This is a genomic window from Nocardia sp. NPDC058658, from assembly GCF_042716665.1.
In the GTDB taxonomy this organism is placed as follows: Bacteria; Actinomycetota; Actinomycetes; order Mycobacteriales; family Mycobacteriaceae; genus Nocardia.
This window is the reverse complement of the sequence record NZ_JBHXRR010000002.1, coordinates 236025-253748: the sequence shown is the minus strand read 5'-3', so window position 1 is coordinate 253748 and position 17724 is coordinate 236025. Positions and strand designations below refer to the sequence as shown.

The window sequence follows — 17724 nt, the reverse complement described above, 5'->3', positions numbered from 1 at the left end:
GACCGGTTCCCGTTGCCGCACAGGAGAATTGGCAGGGTGATGCACCCGGATCGGTATTCGTTGCGGCACAAGATAACTGGCGGTGTCTTCGATGACAGATACCGGCGGCCTGCTCCTGGTTCACGCACACCCGGATGACGAAACCCTCACCACCGGTGGCACTATCGCGCACTATCGCGCCCGTGGTGTCCCGGTGACCGTGGTGACCTGCACGCTCGGCGAGGAAGGCGAGGTGATCGGCGAACGATGGTCGCGCCTGATCGCCGCCGAAGCCGATCAGCTCGGCGGCTACCGCATCGCCGAACTCACCGCCGCGCTGTCGGCCCTGGACGCGGGCGAGCCGTGGTTCCTCGGCGGTCCCGGCCGGTGGCGCGATTCCGGCATGGCGGGCACCCCGTCGGCGGCCGACCCACGGGCCTTCGTGAACTCCGGTGACGCCGCCGTCGACGAGCTCGTGGCGGTGATCCTCGAACTGCGGCCCCAGGTGGTCGTCACCTACGACCCGCGCGGCGGCTACGGACACCCCGACCACATCCGCGCGCACGAGATCACCACCGCGGCCGTCGCGGCAGCCGCTGAGCAGGGCTGGGACGTCCCGAAGTTCTACTGGACCGTCACCGACGGCGACCTGCTCCGCCAGCACACCGCCGCCCTGGCCCGCCGCACGGTCGACGAACTGCCGGGCGCACTGCCCGCGGGCTGGCGGCTGCCGGTCGAAGCCGAGCTGGCCGCCATGTCGACGAGCGGCGTGACCACCGTGGTCGATGTCTCCGACGTGGTGTCGGCCAAGCGTGCCGCCATGCGCGCGCACGCCACCCAGGTCACCGTGGCGCCGAGTGGCCGGGAATTCGCTCTGTCGAACAACATTGCCCTGCCGGTGCTGCCGGAGGAACACTTCACCCTGGTGCGCGGCGAGCGTGGCCCGGTGGGGGCCGACGGCTTCGAGCACGACCTGTTCGCCGGTCTCGATTGAGTAGCTAGCCACAGGGTTGCCCGCGCGGCCCGTCGCGGTTGCCGGTACCGTTCCGGTGTCCGCGTTCTCGGGTGTTTTCGCACGATGGGTGGCGTGTCATGACCGCTGTGGGTGATCGGCCGGAACTCGATGCCGAGGACGCGGGGTACCACAAGTCCCTCGGCAAACGTCAGCTGATGATGATCGCCATCGGCGGAGCGATCGGTACCGGCCTGTTCCTCAGTTCCGGCGGCAGGCTGGCCAGCGCGGGGCCCACGCTGTGGATCGTCTACGCGGTGTGCGGCGTGTTCGTGTTCTTCATCCTGCGCGCACTGGGCGAGCTGGTACTGCACCGCCCCACGTCGGGTTCGTTCGTCTCCTACGCGCGCGAATTCCTCGGGGAGAAGGCAGCTTTCGTCGCGGGCTGGATGTACTTCCTGAACTGGTCGATGACCGGGATCGCCGACTCCACCGCCATCGCACTGTATTTCCACTACTGGCAGCCGATGACCGCGGTGCCGCAATGGGTGCTGGCGCTGATCGCCCTGGTGATCGTGTTGATCGTGAACCTGGTGAGCGTCAAGGCATTCGGTGAGCTGGAGTTCTGGGCGGCGCTGGTGAAGGTGACCGCGCTGTGCGCCTTCCTGATCATCGGCACGGTGTTCCTGCTGGGGCGCTTCACCATTCGTGGTGAGCCCACCGGACTGCCGGTGATCACCGAGCACGGCGGTATGTTCCCGATCGGCATCCTGCCGCTGGTGCTGGTCACCTCGGGCGTCATCTTCGCTTATGCCGCAGTCGAATTGGTCGGCACGGCGGCGGGGGAGACCAAGGATCCCGAGAAGCTGATGCCGCGGGCGATCAACTCGGTGATCCTGCGGATCGCGGTGTTCTACGTGGGGTCGCTGCTGCTGCTCGGGCTGCTGATGCCGTACACGTCCTATCACGCGGGGGAGAGCCCGTTCGTCACGTTCTTCGCCGCGCTCGGCGTGCCCGGCATCGGCTCGCTGATGAACATCGTGGTGCTCACCGCGGCGTTCTCCAGTCTCAACGCGGGGCTGTATTCGACCGGCCGGATCCTGCGTTCGATGTCGATGCGCGGCAGCGCGCCCCGGTTCACCTCCGTGGTGAGCGGCCACGGCGTGCCCTACGGCGGCATCCTGCTCACCTTCGGCATCGCGCTGTTCGGGGTGGCGCTCAACGGGTTCGTGCCGGATCAGGCGTTCGAGATCGTGTTGAACGTGGCCTCGCTCGGCATCCTGTCGTCGTGGGCCACCATCGTGCTGTGTCAGCTGCGTATGTGGCGGTTGTGGAAGCGTGGGGAGATCGAGCGGCCCGCGTTCCGGATGATGGGCGCGCCCTACACCGGGTGGGCGACGCTGGCCTTCCTGTTCGCCGTGCTGGTCCTGATGGCGATCGACCGGCCGGTGGGCACGTGGACGGTGGCGAGCCTGTTGATCATCGTGCCGGCGCTGCTGATCGGCTGGCGGTTCTCCAGGGCGCGCGCGGCGCAGCAGGCGGGTTCGGCCGAATAGACTCACGCCCATGGTGACCGATCACGATCAGCCCACCGCCGTGCTGCGGTCCGCGCGCCTGCCCCGCGTGGCGGATCCGCTGATCGCGGGACTGATCGTCGTGCTGCTGCTCGTCGACGCGCTGATCACCCTGGCCGTCGAAGTGCTGTTCCTGCCCACCTATATCGGCTCGTTCGCTTTTCCGGCGGTGGCACTGCTCGCCGCTCCGATCAATATCGCGCTGGTCTACGGCATGGAATCGGTGACCGACCGGATCGGGTTCACCTTCGCCCCGATCGTGGTGTGGGTGTTCGGGTTCCTGGTGTGCGCCACGCGCGGGCCCGGCGGTGACATCATGCTCGGCAGCGACGGGCGCACCCTGCTGCTGTTCGCCTGCGGTGTGCTCGCGCCCGCGGGCTACCTGTACTACCGCTCGAACGTCAGCCGGTAGAGGTCGTCTTCTGCCAGGGCCATCGCCCGGTCAGTTCGAGTTCGAGCGAGTAGCTCAGGAACGTTCGCACCAGCACGATCAGCGCCAGTACGCCGACGCTGGTGAAAGTCGGTGCGATGGCGACCGTGCGGATGATGTCGGCAGCGACCAGGAATTCCAGACCGAGCAGAATCGCCCGGCCCAGTCCGCGCCGATAGGTGCGGTAGGCGAGGTCGAAATCCTGGCGGCCTGCCAGTTGCCGCAGGAACCGGATCGTGCCGACCAACCCGCCGATGACGATCGCCGCGACACCCGCCGCGTCGAGCACCTGTCCTGCGGTCTCGATTACCTCGGTGAACTGCACGACACACCCCTTGCGTCAGCGGCACGGCGATCGTGTGGAACGCTACGCCGCATTGCGGCACCACGCCGCTATCGGGGTTCGGCGGGTCTGTGCACCGTCGTGGGGGTCGGTCGCGAGTAGCGGTCTCACGGTCGATTCAGCGTTTGCCGAGTCGTCCCGGGGTGACCGTCTCGATCAGTTCGGCGGCCTGCTCGATCGGGATGTCGACCACCGAATAGGCCTTCTTGCCCGCGGCCGTTGCCGCGACGACGGTCGCCAGACCCGCGCGGCGTTGCCAGAAGGTCTGACGCACGGTCCAGCCGATGATGCCCGGTGCTTCGAGACAGTCGCGATTGCGATCGAGGCTGCCCTGGCGGGTGATCAGCCAGGTCGGGCCGGTGGTGCCCGGGAGTACGCGATGGCCGAGGCCTCGATAGCGGTCTTCGGCGAGTGCGGCCATGAGCAGGGCGAAGACCACCGGCAACGTCCAGGTCCACGCCGGTAGGTGACCGCCTGCGATCGTGATGGCGAGCATGGCGACGACGACGCCGCCGACAGGCCACGCGGCGCGGGTGTAGCGGCGACGGCGGGCAGCGGGGCCGTGCAGGTGCAAGTCGATGGTGCCGAGGGTGGTGCCGGTGATGGGTTGTGGGGCAGTCGAATTCTCGGGGTTGGGTCGGCGGCGGGTGCGCAATAGTTCGTCGAGGGTTTGTTCGACGGCGGTGCGTGGGGCCTGGGGGAGGATCTTCTGGCGGGGGTTCTCACCGGTCATGATCATTTCGAGCTGGGCGGCGTGTGCGGCGCGCAGCAGGAGTGGTTCGTTGAGGGTGGCGCCGCGGAAACGGGCCAAGTCGAGGGTGATCTGGCGGGTGGTGAACAGGCCGTGGCGCAGGTGCAGGGTGGTGCCGTTGTCGAGCACGCGCAGGCGGTACCAGGTGGCGAGGTATTGGGCGCAGGCCGCCAGGCTCACCAAAATCAGTGACAGCACGGTCAATCCGACGATCACGATGGTGACCCCGGCCGCACTGTCGTCCCCGAGCCCTTGCACCGCAGAGCTTTTCGAGATCACCTCGATGAGCCCGTACTGGCCCGCGAGGCCGACGATCGGCGCGAAGATCGCGAGCCCGGTCAGCGACAGCGGCGCGTATCGCACCCACGCCGGCTGCCAGTGCCCGATCTCCACGCCGGACTCGGCGAGTGCATCCGGCGTCGAAATATGTGGCTCCGCACCACCATCGACGTGCGTGGGCGCGTGTTGGCCGGTGTGGGAAAGCAATTCGGCCCGTAAGGCTGGAATCCGACTCGTGTCGAGCGCGTCGAGCTTGAATTCCTCACCCTTGGCGGCCTGGTTCCCGGTGCCGATCGCCAGCACAGCCAACCCTAGGACCCGGTGCAGCAGATCGGCTTCCACATCCACCGACCGAATCCGCGGCCGCGGCACCGACAAGGTCCGGCGCGCCACGATGCCACTGCGTAACTGCACATGATCACCGTCGATCCGATACGACGTGGTGAACCACCGCGCCACACCGAACGCGGCGACCAGCGACACCGGGATCAGACTCCACAGCGGATTGCCGCTGGTGGTGCCGACGATGATCGTGCCGAGCAGCACCGGAATGTATTTCACGATCTCGGTCACCGGATACACCAGCAGCATGCGCGGATCCAGCCGCTGCCACGCGGTCTCGGTGGTGGTCACGTCGCGTCCCCGCGGTGCTGGGCGGCGATGGCGGTCAACCGCAGCACCGTCTCCTCGGCCACCGGCAGATCGAGGGCGCTGATCTTCACCGCCCCCGCCGACGACGCGGTGGTCACCGTGACGGTCGCCAACCCCAGCATCCGTTCCAGCGGCCCACGCTCGGTGTCCACGGTCTGCACCCGCGAGATCGGCGCGACCCTCGACTCCTGATCCAGCCACCCCACCCGCGTGTACACGGCCTCATCGGTGACCTCCCACCGATGCACCGCGTACCGCCACGCCGGAATCACCACGATCCCGACCACCGCGAGCGCCACGACCGCCAGCCCGGCGACCGCCTGCCACCCACGATGCCCGTCGTCGAGCACCGCCCACACCGTGAGCGCCACGATCGCGATGAGGATCCCGATCACGTTCTCCAACGCCCACAGCAGCTTGGCCTTCGAACTCGGACGCCAGGCCGGTTCGGCCAGAATGGTGGAGCGCGGCAATGACATGCTGCCCATGCTTCCATGCCGGTCCGATGAGGTCACCCGCTCGGGAATACCCGCGGTCACGCCCGAGGTTGTCGTCGGACAAGGACGACCACGCCGCGCCCGCCGGGAGCGCGTGAGCAGCCGACCATACGTCCGGGAGAGAAGTAGCGCATGATCGACGGGGTGAGCGACCTTCCGAAGCCGAGCGTTCCGATGCCGCCGCCGAATCCCGCCGCGATGCGCCGGGCCCTGCGCCGGGCCCGCGACGGCGTCACGTTGAACGTCGACGAGGCCACCGTCCTGCTGCACGCCACCGGCGACGACCTCGCCGACCTGTGCGCCAGTGCGGCGCGGGTTCGCGACGCCGGTCTGGAATCGGCGGGCAGACCCGCCACGATCACCTATTCGCGCAATGTGTTCATCCCGCTCACCAAGCTGTGCCGGGACAAGTGTCACTACTGCACGTTCGTCACGGTGCCGGGCAAGCTGCGCGCCGAGGGCAAGGGCATGTTCCTCGAACCCGACGAGGTCCTCGAGATCGCCCGCCAGGGTGCCGCGCTCGGGTGCAAGGAAGCGCTGTTCACCCTCGGTGACCGGCCGGAGGACCGCTGGCCCGAGGCCGCGCAGTGGCTCGACGAACGCGGCTACGACTCCACCCTCGACTACCTGCGCGCCGTGTCCATCCTCGTGCTCGAGGAAACCGGTCTGCTCCCGCATCTGAACCCCGGCGTGATGAGCTGGAACGAGATCTCGCGCCTCAAGCCCGTCGCCCAGTCCATGGGCATGATGCTCGAGACCACCGCCACCCGGCTGTTCACCGACAAGGGTGAATGCCATTACGGCAGCCCCGACAAGGACCCCGCGGTCCGGCTGCGTTCGATCACCGACGCGGGCAGGCTCTCGGTGCCCTACACCACCGGCATCCTGGTCGGCATCGGGGAGAATCTCACCGAGCGTGCCGAGTCGATCATGGCTATTCGCAAGCAGCACAGGGAGTTCGGGCACATCCAGGAAGTGATCGTGCAGAACTTCCGGGCCAAGAACGACACCGCCATGCGCGATGTGCCCGACGCGGGCGTCGAGGAGTTCCTGGCGACCGTCGCGGTGACGAGACTGCTTCTCGGACCGGATGTTCCGGTGCAAGCGCCGCCGAATCTGGTGTCGCACAGCGATTGCCGAGCTCTGATCGACGCGGGGATCGACGACTGGGGTGGGGTGTCGCCGGTGACGGTCGATCACGTCAATCCCGAACGCCCGTGGCCGAACCTGGACACCCTGCGTGAGATCACCGAAGCGGCCGGGTTCACCCTCGTCGAACGCACCTCCGCGCACCCGAAATATGTTCGCGCGGGCCATCCTTGGATCGATCCGCGCATCGGCGCGCACGTCGACGCGCTCACCGACCCCGCGACCGGGCTGGCCAGGCCCGATGTCATGCCGGTCGGTCTGCCGTGGCAGGAACCGGATGAGTCGTGGGACTCCGTCGGCCGCGTCGACCTGAACACCGCCATCGACACCGAGGGCCGAAACACCGACAGCCGCAGCGATTCCGGGCTCGGTCAAGAGGTTGTCGGCGCGTTCGGTGACTGGGAGACGATTCGCGAACACGCTCGTGACCTGGCCGTCGTCGCGCCGGAGCGTCTGGATTCCGAGGTGCTCGACGCCCTGCGAGCCGCCGAGAAGGACCCGGCCGGTCTCACCGACGACCAGTACCTCGCGTTGGCGACCGCCGACGGCGCCAACATGGAAGCCGTTGCCGCACTGGCTGATTCGCTCCGGCGCGAGGTCTCCGGTGACGAGGTCACCTACGTCGTCAACCGCAATATCAACTTCACCAACATCTGCTACACCGGCTGCCGCTTCTGCGCGTTCGCCCAGCGCAAGGGCGATGCGGACGCGTTCACCCTGAGCACCGACGAGGTCGCCGACCGCGCGTGGGAAGCCCACGTCGACGGCGCCACCGAGATCTGCATGCAGGGCGGCATCGACCCCGAACTGCCCGTCACCGGCTACGCCGACCTGGTCCGCGCCATCAAAGCGCGCGTCCCGGAGATGCACGTCCACGCGTTCAGCCCGATGGAGATCGTCAACGGCGCCTCGCGCGGCGGCCAGAGCATCCACGACTGGCTGTCGGCGCTCAAGGAAGCCGGATTGGGCTCGATCCCCGGAACGGCCGCCGAAATCCTCGACGACGAGGTCCGCTGGGTGCTCACCAAGGGCAAACTCCCCACTTCGGCCTGGATCGAGGTCATCACGACCGCCCACAAACTGGGCATCCCGTCGAGCTCGACGATGATGTACGGCCATGTGGACAACCCGAAGCACTGGGTCGGCCACCTGCGGGTCCTGCGCGGCATCCAGGACGAGACCGGCGGGTTCACCGAGTTCGTTCCGCTCCCGTTCGTCCATCAGAGCGCGCCGCTCTACCTCGCAGGCGCCGCTCGCCCCGGCCCGACCAACCGCGACAACCGCGCCGTCCACGCCCTGGCCCGCATCATGCTCCACGGACGCATCCACAACATCCAGACCAGCTGGGTGAAACTGGGCACCCTCGGCACTCAGGCCATGCTCACCGGCGGCGCCAACGACCTCGGCGGCACCCTGATGGAGGAAACCATCTCCCGCATGGCCGGCTCCCAACACGGCTCCGCCAAAACCGTCGCCGAACTCACCGAGATCGCCGCGGGCATCGGTCGCCCGGTCCGCGAACGCACCACGACCTATGGGCAGGTGTCGACCGAACCCGTGTCGATCCCGCTCGCGATCAGCTGAGGACGGCCGCACGGCGACGACCAGATCAGGCGGCGTGGCCCTTCTCGGCAAGGAAGGCCAGAAGGGCGTTCACGTCGACTACGCGAGGGGTGTCGGTGTCGGCTGCCACCACAGCGGCCTCGACTGCCTGGCGAATCCATTCGCCGGTGGACAGACCGCGAGCGGCCGCGAGCGTCCGCACCCGCTCGAGAACCTCGGCTGGCAATCGCACACTGAACCCAGACATCCGTTCACTGGCAGGACGGGTGTCTTCGGACTCCCAGCTCCCGGTGACCGGGTCCATCGGAGTCTCGTTGTTGTCGTAGTACTCCCGGAGTTCGTTCAGCTTGTCCTGGTTCATGTCACTTCGCATTCTTGTTGAAAACTTTTCGCTGATTCGGCGTCATGTCGTAGGCCGTCACGACATACCAACGCCCGTCCATTGATTCGGCGAGCACCCACGAACAGGTAGCGACCTGCGGTCGTGCGGCCGAACAACAGGGTGCTCGCCTCCCGACCGGGCTGAAGGTAGCGCGGCCGCGTTGTCGCTTGCTCGACTTCGCTCGGGGTGACGCCGTGGGCGGCAATGTGGGCCTCGCTGTCATCGGTCCAGAGGATCTCGAGCACTCCGCAAGTGTAGTACACGACGTATTACACTTCGAGTAGTTCGTGGTTGAGCTGGTCCGATCTGGGCGGTCCGGCTCGTCTATCCAGGTAGCGACGCGGGACGGCGTACCGTTCGTGGTGGCGGGGGTGTCCGTGATCGACCCGTGGGCGTGACTGCGTCACAACATAGTTAGGGCAGGCTGACCTGGGAGTAATGTGGGCGGTCGGGATAGTGTTTCGGGGGCGGAGTAACCCCGCAGGTGAGGACAGACTAGGAGAACGGCAGTGCCGTACATCATCGCTGAACCGTGCGTTGACGTGAAGGACAAGGCGTGCATCGAGGAATGCCCCGTGGATTGCATCTACGAGGGCGGTCGCATGCTCTACATCCAACCCGACGAGTGCGTGGACTGTGGTGCGTGTGAGCCGGTCTGCCCCGTAGAGGCGATCTTCTACGAGGACGACACTCCGGACCAGTGGAGCGGTTACATCAACGCCAACGTCGACTTCTTCAACGAGCTGGGATCCCCCGGTGGCGCGACCAAGGTCGGTGTGGTCGATTTCGACCCCGCCTTCATCAAGGCGCTGCCCCCGATGGCCGAAGAGTGAGCGCGGGGGTGCCCACGCGTGGCCGTGTGAGCAGCCTGCTGCCTGATTTCCCGTGGGACACGATCGCCGCGGTGAAGCAGAAGGCGGCCGCTCATCCGGGTGGTCTGGTCGATCTGTCCGTCGGTACGCCGGTGGACCCCGTCGATCCGGTGATCCGGGCGGCACTGGGTTCGGTCGCGTCCGTGCCCGGATACCCGACCACGCACGGCACCCCTGAGCTGCGCTCCGCCGCCGTCGCGGCGCTGGCGCGCAGATTCGGCGTCACCGGCGTCGATCCGGCGGCGGTGCTGCCGGTGATCGGCACCAAGGAACTCATCGCCGGGCTGCCCAGGCTGCTGGGGCTTGGCCCCGACGATCTGGTGGTGATCCCCGAGATCGCCTACCCGACCTACGAGGTCGGCGCGCTGCTCGCGGGTGCGAAGCCTTGGCGCGCAGACGGTCTCACTCAGATCGGCCCGCAGAACCCGGCGCTGATCTTCGTGAACTCGCCCTCGAACCCCACCGGCAAGGTGCTGCCCATCGAGCACCTGCGCAAGGTGGTGGCGTTCGCCCGCGAGCGCGGCGCGATCGTCGCCTCCGACGAGTGCTACCTGGGTCTGACCTGGGAGGGCGAGGCCGTCTCGATCCTCGACCCGCGCGTGTGCGACGGCGACCACACCAACCTGCTCGCCATCCACTCCCTGTCGAAGACCTCGAACCTGGCCAGCTACCGCGCCGGATTCGTGGCAGGCGATCCCGAGTTGGTGGCCGAACTGCTCGAGGTGCGCAAGCACTCGGGCATGATCATGCCGTTCCCGATCCAGGCCGCCATGACCGCCGCCCTCAGCGACGACGTGCACGAGGCCGAGCAGCGCGAGCGTTACCGCGCCCGTCGCGAGATCCTGCGAAAAGCCCTGCAACAAGCAGGCTTTCGCATCGACTTCTCCGAAGCCGGTCTCTACCTGTGGGCTACGCGCGGCGAACCGTGCCGCGTCACCCTCGACTGGCTCGCCGACCGCGGAATCCTCGCCGCCCCCGGCGATTTCTACGGGCCGCGTTCACCCGAGCACGTGCGTATCGCGCTCACAGCGACGGATGAGCGCATCGCCCAGGCTGTCGAACGTCTGATCTGACCGCCCGCCCGCCGGTCAGTGAATTCTGCTGCGAGGCAACATGAGTGGGGTGATGGCCTCGGTGACGTCGGCCGTCTGGGGCTCCGGCGTCCCGTAGGTGATCGCGGCGACGACGAATCCGGGTCCGAACGACACCGAGGCGACCGCGGCGGGAGTACCGCGATCCGACCAACCCCACTTGGTGCCCTGCACACCGGGCAATCGCGCTGTGCCCCAGTTCTGTTCGGTACCGTCGTCCGCGACGGCTCCCGCTCCGGCCATCCAGTCCAGGATCGGCGAGGTGGGGTCGGTGTGCTGTTCGGCGGCGATGAATTCGACGAGGTCGGCGACGCTGGTGGTCGTATAGCCCCAGTGCGCGCCCGCGTGGGTGTCGCCGAGCCCGTATTCGGCGGTGCCCCATGCGGTGCCGACCTCGGTTCGCAAGGTCAGCTGGGTGCGACTGGGCACCTGCGCGTCATCGTCATCGTCAGTCCGCGACGGGCGGCTCGTTCGCGCTCGAGGTTCGTGCAGCCGATATCGTAGGAGCGCATGGGGGCGCCTGGCTCTCCCCAGTGCTGGACCGACTGGGTCCGGCGCGCAGCGGATCGAAAGGCTTGCAACGAATGCACGGGGTGGAGTTCGAGGCAGGCACGGTGTTCGCGGGGTATCGGATCGACCGGCTGCTCGGCCGGGGCGGCATGGGCACCGTCTATCTGGCGGCGCATCCGCGGCTGCCGCGCCGGGTCGCGCTGAAACTGCTGAATCGCGAACTGTCTTCCGATCACGAGGTGCGCGGCAGGTTCGAGCGCGAGGCCGATGTGTCGGCGCACCTGGACCATCCCGGCATCGTGTCGGTGCTCGATCGCGGCGTCGAGAACGGCCTGATGTGGATCTCCATGCAGTACGTCGACGGCACCGACGCCTCGGTGTTCCGCCACGAGCCGATAGCCCCCGCCCGCGCGGTCGCCATCATCGCCCAAACCGCCGATGCCCTCGACTACGCCCATGAGCGCGGCGTCCTGCACCGAGATGTGAAGCCCGCCAACATCTTGTTGGCCCCCACCCGCACCGGCGACCGCGTCCTGCTCACCGATTTCGGCATCGCCCGACTCCGCGGCGACGCCCGCTAACTCACCCGCACCGGCGCCTTCCTCGCCACCCTCGCCTACGCGTCCCCCGAACAACTCTCGGGCACCCCGGTCGATCACCGCTCGGATCAGTACTCACTGGCGTGCACCTTGTTCACGCTGCTCACCGGCGAAAGCCCTTTCCCCGCAGACAATCCCGGCGCGGTCGTCGCCGCCCACCTGACCAAACCCGTGCCGCGCGCCTCGGCCGTGATCGGTGACCTGCCACCCGGAATCGACGGGGTGATCGCGCGGGCAATGGCGAAGGATCCGGCCGAAAGATTCAGCTGCTGTGCGGAATTCGCGCACGCGGCGACGGCGGCGACAATCGGCGCCGGCACAGGTGCAACGGCGGGGACGCCCCAGCCTGCCGCTCACGAGGGTGCCGACGCCGTTGCGACGAGCGCACCCGGGACGCTCCAGCCGGGCGTTCAGGAACGTTGGTCGGCGCGCACGGAGGTGAGCGCCCCCGGTCGGACCCTGATCGGTCCACCGGATTCGGCGCAGCAGCCGAGTGTGCAGCGCGCCGTGGCCGCCGAACCCGTTGTCGGGGCTTCGGTTTCGCGCGCCGGATTCAACCAGCCGACGACTCGCGCCGTGCCGCAGGTTCGGTCCGAATCGCGCGGCTCAGATCAGCGCCCGCAGCGTGCGGTGTCCTCGCGGTGGCGGGCACTGGCGGTGAGCCTGATCGTGCTCGCGATGGTCGCCGGAGTCGGTGTCATCGGCGTCGGCGCGATCTACTGGAAGTTCGTGCGCCCCAATCGGGTTGCCCCGACGCCGAACTGGGGCGCGCACGCATCGGTGGCGTCGGGTTTCACCGACCTGATCCCGTCCGGGCCGACCGGGCGCGGCTGGCGGGATGCGAACTGTTTCGCGACACCGTCGCTGGTCGTACTCCCCGGCGACCCGGCCCCACTGCGCCAGATCACCTGCACCGACGCCGACGGCCTCACCGCCTGGTACACCGAATACCCGGCCACCGCCGACGTCGAGGCCTACCTCGCGCGCCACACCATCGAGGCGGTCACGCGCGAGCTACCCGGCACCACCGTCACCGCCCACCGTCCCCGCGACCCCGGCGCACCGTTCACCCTCGCGGTACGAGAACGCGGCAACGTGCTCAGCGAGAACACGGTGGTCGAGGTGTCATGGCCCGGGCACACCTTCGACGAAGCCCGAGACAACTGGTGGCACCAAGCCCCCTTCTGACCCGCGACCTGCCACTGGCTCCGCCAGCGAGTACGCCCCAGGCGAACCCGCCCAGAACACCTGGGCGATTGATCACCACGCTCCCAGCAAAGCATCGCCCGAGAAGCGAACACGGTGGGAGCGTGGTGATCTTGATTCGTCAGAGGAGAGGCTTCCCCCTGCGGTTGCGGCGGCGCATGTCGGCGAGGCAGGCGTTGAAGGGGAAGTTGCGGATCGGGCGGGGCAGGTGGCCCCAGATGGCGCCGGTGGTGCGGAGTAGGCGGTTGAGGCGGCGTTCGTCGGTAGGGGTCCAGGTGAGGCCGAGTTCGTCGCGGATGTGTTGGGGGAGAAGGCCGGTGGTGAACCAGCGGTGGAAGCGGGCGAGGAGTAGGCGCAGGGGTGGGGTGACCATTTTCAGGTCGAGCAGCCGGTCGAAGTAGGCCTTGATGGTCAGGTCGACGCTGGTTTGTGGCAGGTGTTCGGCCCAGTAGGCGGCGAAGGCGGCGCGGTCGGCGGGCCACATCTCGCGCGGGACCTGGAGTGTGGTGCCGAGGTGGTGGGCGTAGTCGTAGAAGTCGTCGGCGATCGTGTCGTCGACGGGGCCGTAGATGCGCTCCATCACGTCGATCGAGCCCCAGTACAGGCAGGCCGCCACCCACAGCTGCAGGTTCTTGTCGAAGGCGTTGTATTTCACGGGGCTGTCGGCGGTGGAATGGACGTGGCGGTGCGCGCCGTTGATGGCGGTGCGATAGGCCTCGCGGTCGGCGTCGGTGCCCATCAGTGCCACCGACAGGTAGGTGAGCGTGGTCCGGGTGCGCTTGACCGGGTGCAACATGATGCTGCCGCTGTGCACCGAGGATTCCGCGACGCCGTAGCCGACGGGGGCCAGGCTGAGCTGCATGATCACGTTGGCGGTCGCGCCGTAGAAGGCGGCTGCGCCGTCGATGTAGTCGCGGATGTCGAAGGGTGCCGGTTCGGATTGCTGTGAACGTGAGCGCGACAGGATGGTCATCGTTGACCCCGTTTTCGTCGAAGAGCGTGAGAGAGTTATACGTTGAATGTCTCATCATGTCGCCGGGGTGTCAACGGAGGCGGCGACGGGCAACGATCCTTCTCGCGTTAGCGTTGACGGATGCCCTATGGTCCGCCGCTGCTGCTCGCTTCACTGAATCCGGCCGCCGTCGCCGCCGGGGATGACATTCCCGACGCCGTCACCATCGATGATGCCACCATGTCGCGCAGTGATCTGCTGGGTTCGGCGACCTCGGTGGCGGAACGGATCGCCCGCGCCGACCGCGTCGCCGTGCTGGCCGAGCCGACGCTGCGCACCGTGATCGCCGTGGTCGGCTGCCTGATCGCCGGGGTGACCGTGGTTCCGGTACCGCCGGACGCGGGAGTTGCCGAGCGCGAACACATTCTGCGGGATTCGGGTGCGCAAGCCTGGTTGGGTGCGGCGCCGGACGGCACGGATCTGCCGGTGGTGCCGGTGCGGCTGCACGCGCGGTCGTGGCACACCTATGCCGAACCCGACCCCGCGGCAACCGCTTTCATCCTCTACACCTCCGGCACCACCGGCCCTCCGAAGGGTGTGATGCTCAGTCGCGGCGCGATCGCCGCCGGGCTCGACGCACTCGCCGACGCATGGGCGTGGACGTGGAAAGACACACTGGTGCACGGACTTCCGCTGTTCCATGTGCACGGGCTGATCCTCGGTCTGCTCGGGCCGTTGCGGTTCGGAAGTCCGGTGATCCACACCGGCAAGCCGACCCCTGAGGCTTACGCGGCTGCGGCTGGCAGCTTGTACTTCGGGGTGCCGACGGTGTGGTCGCGCGTGGTCGAAAAGCCGGAACTGGCAAAGGAACTGGGCAAGGCGCGGCTGCTGGTCTCGGGGAGCGCGCCGCTGCCGGTGCCGGTGTTCGAGAAGCTGGCCGAGCTCACCGGGCAGGCGCCGGTGGAGCGGTACGGGATGAGCGAAACCATGATCACGCTGTCCACCCGGGCTGACGGTGAGCGCAGGCCGGGCTGGGTGGGCACGCCGGTGCGCGGGGTGGAAACGCGGCTGCGCGACGAAGCAGGCGAGCCGGTTCCGCACGACGGTGTGAGCATCGGTGGCCTGCAGGTGAGCGGTCCGATGCTGTTCGACGGGTACCTGAACCGGCCCGACGCCACCGCCGAGGACTGGACCGAGGACGGCTGGTTCCGCACCGGTGACGTAGCCGTGATCGACCCCGACGGCTTCCACCGCATCGTCGGACGCGAGTCGATCGACCTCATCAAATCCGGCGGCTACCGCATCGGCGCGGGCGAGATCGAAACGGCGCTGCTCGGGCACCCGGCGGTCGCCGAAGTCGCCGTGGTCGGTCTGCCGGACGACGACCTCGGCCAGCGGATCGTGGCCTTCGTCGTCGCCCGCGACGGGAGCTCCGACGCGCTCGGAGACGAGCTGACCGCCTATGTGGGCGAACAGCTTTCGGCCCACAAGCGTCCGCGCGAGGTTCGCTTCGTCGATTCGCTGCCGCGCAACGCGATGGGCAAGGTGCAGAAGAAGCTGCTGGGCTGAGCACGCCGATCGACCCTTGACCTCGACAGCACTCGAGGTTTTACCGTCGGTGCATGACACTGACGCCGGAACACCTCGCCTACCTCTCGACCCAGCAGTTCGGGCGGTTGGCGACGGTCCGACCCGACGGCACCCCGCAGAACAACCCGGTCGGCTTCCGCTACAACGCCGACCTCGGCACCATCGACATCGCGGGCTGGAACATGGCTGCCTCCAAGAAGTTCCGCAATCTCGCAGGCAACGCCCACGTCGCCTTCGTCGTGGACGACATCGCCTCGGTGCGACCGTGGCGGGTGCGCTGCCTCGAGATCCGCGGCACCGCCGAAGCGCTGACCGGTGTCGAGTCCTACATGAGCGACGCGCCGGACGCGCTCATCCGCATCCACCCCGAACGCGTCATCGCCTTCGGGCTCACACCTGAACCCGCCTGAGCTTTTCCGGGTTGCGCACGGAGTACAGCGCGGTGATGACACCTCCGGTGACCTCGATCGACGTCACCTGATCGAGCACGCCGTCGACGGTCGCCAGGATCGAGGGCATCGCGTTGTAGATGCCGAAGTGCACGCCCATCTCGCCCATCCGCTGGCCCTTGGCGAGCAGTCCGATGACCAGCCGGGCGACCTTGTCCTGGCCGAGCACCGGCCGTCGTACCGCGTTGACCACACCACCGCCGTCGCCCAGAAACACCACTTCGGGGGCGAGCACGTCCATCAGCGCCTGGACATTGCCGGTGGCGGCGGCGATGGAGAACCGCTCGACCACCGACTGTGCCTGCTCGGGGGTGGCGATCGCGGTGTGCCGTTGAGCGTGCACCCGGTCGCGGGCGCGCTGATTGAGTTGGCGCACAGCCGCTTCCGACTTGTCCACCGCCGCCGCGATCTCCGCGTAGTCGAACGCGAACACCTCGCGCAGCACGAACACCGCACGCTGCAGCGGCGTCAGCTTCTCGAACACCAGCAGCATCGCGGTGGTCACCGCCTCGCCGGTCAGCACGTGCTCGACCCCGCCCTCGGCCTCGGTGGCCAAGGGCTCGGGCAACCACGGTCCGATGTACTCCTCGCGTCGGCGCGCGGCCGAGCGCAGCACCCCGAGCGCCTGCCGGGTGACGATCTGGGCGAGGTAGGCGCGCGGATTGTCGACCAGCGCGAGGTCGACCCCGCGCCACAGCAGGTAGCTGTCGTGCAGGACGTCTTCGGTGTCGACCACCGAGCCGAGGATCTCGTAGGCGATCGAGAACAGCAGGCGTCGGTTCTCGGTGAAGACGTCCTCGTGGGTCACTGTTTCGGGCCGCCGATCCAGACGCTGTTGCCGGTGCGGGAGGCGTAGGCGGCGTAGCGGTTGATGCCTTCCTTGATGACGGCGGAGACGCGGCCGCCGAAGAAGAGCCAGCCGGCGTTGTCCGCGCGGTCGCTCGCCTGCATCAGCCCGTCGTGCCTGCCCAGGCTCAACCCCTGCCCGCCGTAACCCATCGAAAACGGGCGCGGCGCACGTCCTTTGATCATCCTGGCAAGAGTATCGGCCGCGTGCGCGCCCTGGGGTGCGGCTGTGGCGCAGGCCATGCGCATACCGGGCACTGCGGCGCAGTCGCCGACGGCGAAGACGCGGGGATCGGAGACGCTGCGGAGGTTCTCGTCGACCAGAGCCCGGCCGCGGGGGTCCACCGCGAGTCCGCTGCGTGCGGCCAGGTCGGGGACCGCGGAGATGATCGCCCACAGGGTGAGATCGGAATCGAGTTCGCGACCAGATTCCGATCGCAGTGTCCTACCGTCGATTTCGACGATCGTGTCGGCCGCGATCTCCACGTTCAACCGGGCGAGCGTGTGGCGAATATGCCGCTGCGCACCAGCCGAGAGCGTGGGCGCGATGGCATCGCTCACCAGTCGTACGCGCAGGTCCGGATGGGCTTCGGCGAGCTCCGCCGCGATCTCGATCCCGGTCGAGCCCCCACCGATCACCGTGACGATCCCGCCCGCGGGCAGCGCCTCGAGCTCGGTGCGAGCCTGCTCGGCCCCTTCCCACGTGCTGACCGCGATCGCCCCGGGCAGCGGATCCGCGATGCTGCCCGCCGCGAGAATCGCGTAATCGAACTCCAGCCCCCGGCCGTCATCGAGCGTGACAGCCCCGTCGCCGATCTTGTCCACACTCGCCGTCTCGATCGAGATCCCGTCCCTGAGCATCTCGCCGAGCGGCCGCGCCGCCTTCCCACTCCCGGCGAGCTGCTCGTGCAAACGCACCCGCTCGATGAAGTCTCCCCGCGGATTCACCACGGTGATCCGCGCATCGGGAACCTTCCGATTCAACCGATTCGCCGCGACAGTCCCCGCATACCCTGCCCCGATAACCACGATGTCCATCTGTGCCTCCCTGCGATCGAC

Annotated in this window: 17 protein-coding genes and 1 pseudogene; 9 read left to right on the top strand and 9 right to left on the bottom strand. The window is 68.0% G+C overall.

All coding sequences use genetic code 11. The features are described 5' to 3' along the window. Positions 1–91 precede the first annotated feature (91 nt). From mshB to ACFWUP_RS06450, 3 genes are all read left to right on the top strand, one after another. Complete coding sequence (gene mshB / locus ACFWUP_RS06460) at positions 92–973, top strand: N-acetyl-1-D-myo-inositol-2-amino-2-deoxy-alpha-D-glucopyranoside deacetylase (RefSeq protein WP_379231401.1); 882 nt, start codon at positions 92–94, stop codon at positions 971–973. Between the two features lie 98 nt (positions 974–1071). Next, on the top strand, positions 1072–2487 hold the full coding sequence (locus tag ACFWUP_RS06455; RefSeq protein WP_379231399.1) for an amino acid permease: 1416 nt from the start codon (positions 1072–1074) through the stop codon (positions 2485–2487). 10 nt (positions 2488–2497) lie between these two features. Continuing rightward, positions 2498–2917 (top strand): hypothetical protein, encoded by a 420-nt coding sequence (locus ACFWUP_RS06450; protein ID WP_379231397.1) that lies wholly within the window; start codon positions 2498–2500, stop codon positions 2915–2917. Here the strand turns inward: ACFWUP_RS06450 and ACFWUP_RS06445 are convergent. The 3 genes from ACFWUP_RS06445 to ACFWUP_RS06435 form a co-directional block, all read right to left on the bottom strand. Further along, positions 2907–3260 (bottom strand): DUF1622 domain-containing protein, encoded by a 354-nt coding sequence (locus tag ACFWUP_RS06445; protein WP_379231395.1) that lies wholly within the window; start codon positions 3258–3260, stop codon positions 2907–2909. The genes ACFWUP_RS06450 and ACFWUP_RS06445 overlap by 11 nt on opposite strands. 136 nt (positions 3261–3396) lie before the next feature. Continuing rightward, positions 3397–4941 carry a PH domain-containing protein gene (locus tag ACFWUP_RS06440; protein WP_379231394.1) on the bottom strand — a complete coding sequence of 515 codons (1545 nt, stop codon included), beginning with the start codon at positions 4939–4941 and terminating at the stop codon, positions 3397–3399. Then, on the bottom strand, positions 4938–5438 hold the full coding sequence (locus ACFWUP_RS06435) for a PH domain-containing protein (protein ID WP_379231392.1): 501 nt from the start codon (positions 5436–5438) through the stop codon (positions 4938–4940). The genes ACFWUP_RS06440 and ACFWUP_RS06435 overlap by 4 nt, the downstream gene beginning before the upstream one ends. 150 nt (positions 5439–5588) lie before the next feature. Between ACFWUP_RS06435 and ACFWUP_RS06430 the strand changes: the two genes are divergently transcribed. Next, a complete protein-coding gene (locus ACFWUP_RS06430) occupies positions 5589–8189 on the top strand; it encodes a bifunctional FO biosynthesis protein CofGH (protein WP_379231390.1) in 2601 nt (866 codons plus the stop codon). 25 nt (positions 8190–8214) lie between these two features. On the opposite strand, the gene ACFWUP_RS06425 is transcribed toward ACFWUP_RS06430, so the two are convergent. Beyond that, on the bottom strand, positions 8215–8529 hold the full coding sequence (locus ACFWUP_RS06425; protein ID WP_379231388.1) for a ribbon-helix-helix domain-containing protein: 315 nt from the start codon (positions 8527–8529) through the stop codon (positions 8215–8217). Next, entirely contained in the window at positions 8526–8795 is a 270-nt protein-coding gene (locus ACFWUP_RS06420; protein WP_379231386.1) for a hypothetical protein, read from the bottom strand. Before ACFWUP_RS06420 ends, ACFWUP_RS06425 begins: the two co-directional genes overlap by 4 nt. Positions 8796–9059: 264 nt before the next feature. On the opposite strand from ACFWUP_RS06420, the gene fdxA reads away from it, so the two are divergent. Further along, positions 9060–9383 carry a ferredoxin gene (fdxA, locus tag ACFWUP_RS06415; protein ID WP_056813450.1) on the top strand — a complete coding sequence of 108 codons (324 nt, stop codon included), beginning with the start codon at positions 9060–9062 and terminating at the stop codon, positions 9381–9383. 26 nt (positions 9384–9409) lie between these two features. Then, entirely contained in the window at positions 9410–10495 is a 1086-nt protein-coding gene (dapC, locus tag ACFWUP_RS06410; protein WP_379231384.1) for a succinyldiaminopimelate transaminase, read from the top strand. A gap of 15 nt (positions 10496–10510) precedes the next feature. On the opposite strand, the gene ACFWUP_RS06405 is transcribed toward dapC, so the two are convergent. Beyond that, positions 10511–10942: a hypothetical protein gene (locus ACFWUP_RS06405; protein WP_379231755.1), complete on the bottom strand. Its 432-nt coding sequence runs from the start codon at positions 10940–10942 to the stop codon at positions 10511–10513. On the opposite strand from ACFWUP_RS06405, the pseudogene ACFWUP_RS06400 reads away from it, so the two are divergent. Continuing rightward, positions 10894–12810: pseudogene (locus tag ACFWUP_RS06400) on the top strand (protein kinase). The gene ACFWUP_RS06405 and the pseudogene ACFWUP_RS06400 sit on opposite strands and share 49 nt — an antisense overlap. Before the next feature lie 139 nt (positions 12811–12949). Here the strand turns inward: ACFWUP_RS06400 and ACFWUP_RS06395 are convergent. Continuing rightward, positions 12950–13801, bottom strand: a complete 852-nt coding sequence (locus tag ACFWUP_RS06395; protein ID WP_379231382.1) for an oxygenase MpaB family protein — start codon at positions 13799–13801, stop codon at positions 12950–12952. Between the two features lie 120 nt (positions 13802–13921). On the opposite strand from ACFWUP_RS06395, the gene ACFWUP_RS06390 reads away from it, so the two are divergent. Both ACFWUP_RS06390 and ACFWUP_RS06385 read left to right on the top strand, forming a co-directional pair. Then, positions 13922–15349 (top strand): acyl-CoA synthetase, encoded by a 1428-nt coding sequence (locus ACFWUP_RS06390; RefSeq protein ID WP_379231380.1) that lies wholly within the window; start codon positions 13922–13924, stop codon positions 15347–15349. 53 nt (positions 15350–15402) lie between these two features. After that, positions 15403–15780, top strand: a complete 378-nt coding sequence (locus ACFWUP_RS06385) for a PPOX class F420-dependent oxidoreductase (protein ID WP_379231379.1) — start codon at positions 15403–15405, stop codon at positions 15778–15780. Here the strand turns inward: ACFWUP_RS06385 and ACFWUP_RS06380 are convergent. Beyond that, the gene (locus tag ACFWUP_RS06380) at positions 15761–16627 is read right to left on the bottom strand and encodes an RNA polymerase sigma-70 factor (RefSeq protein WP_379231377.1); all 867 of its coding nucleotides are present in this window, start codon (positions 16625–16627) and stop codon (positions 15761–15763) included. The genes ACFWUP_RS06385 and ACFWUP_RS06380 overlap by 20 nt on opposite strands. After that, complete coding sequence (locus tag ACFWUP_RS06375; RefSeq protein ID WP_379231375.1) at positions 16624–17703, bottom strand: NAD(P)/FAD-dependent oxidoreductase; 1080 nt, start codon at positions 17701–17703, stop codon at positions 16624–16626. Before ACFWUP_RS06375 ends, ACFWUP_RS06380 begins: the two co-directional genes overlap by 4 nt. Between the last annotated feature and the right edge of the window lie 21 nt (positions 17704–17724).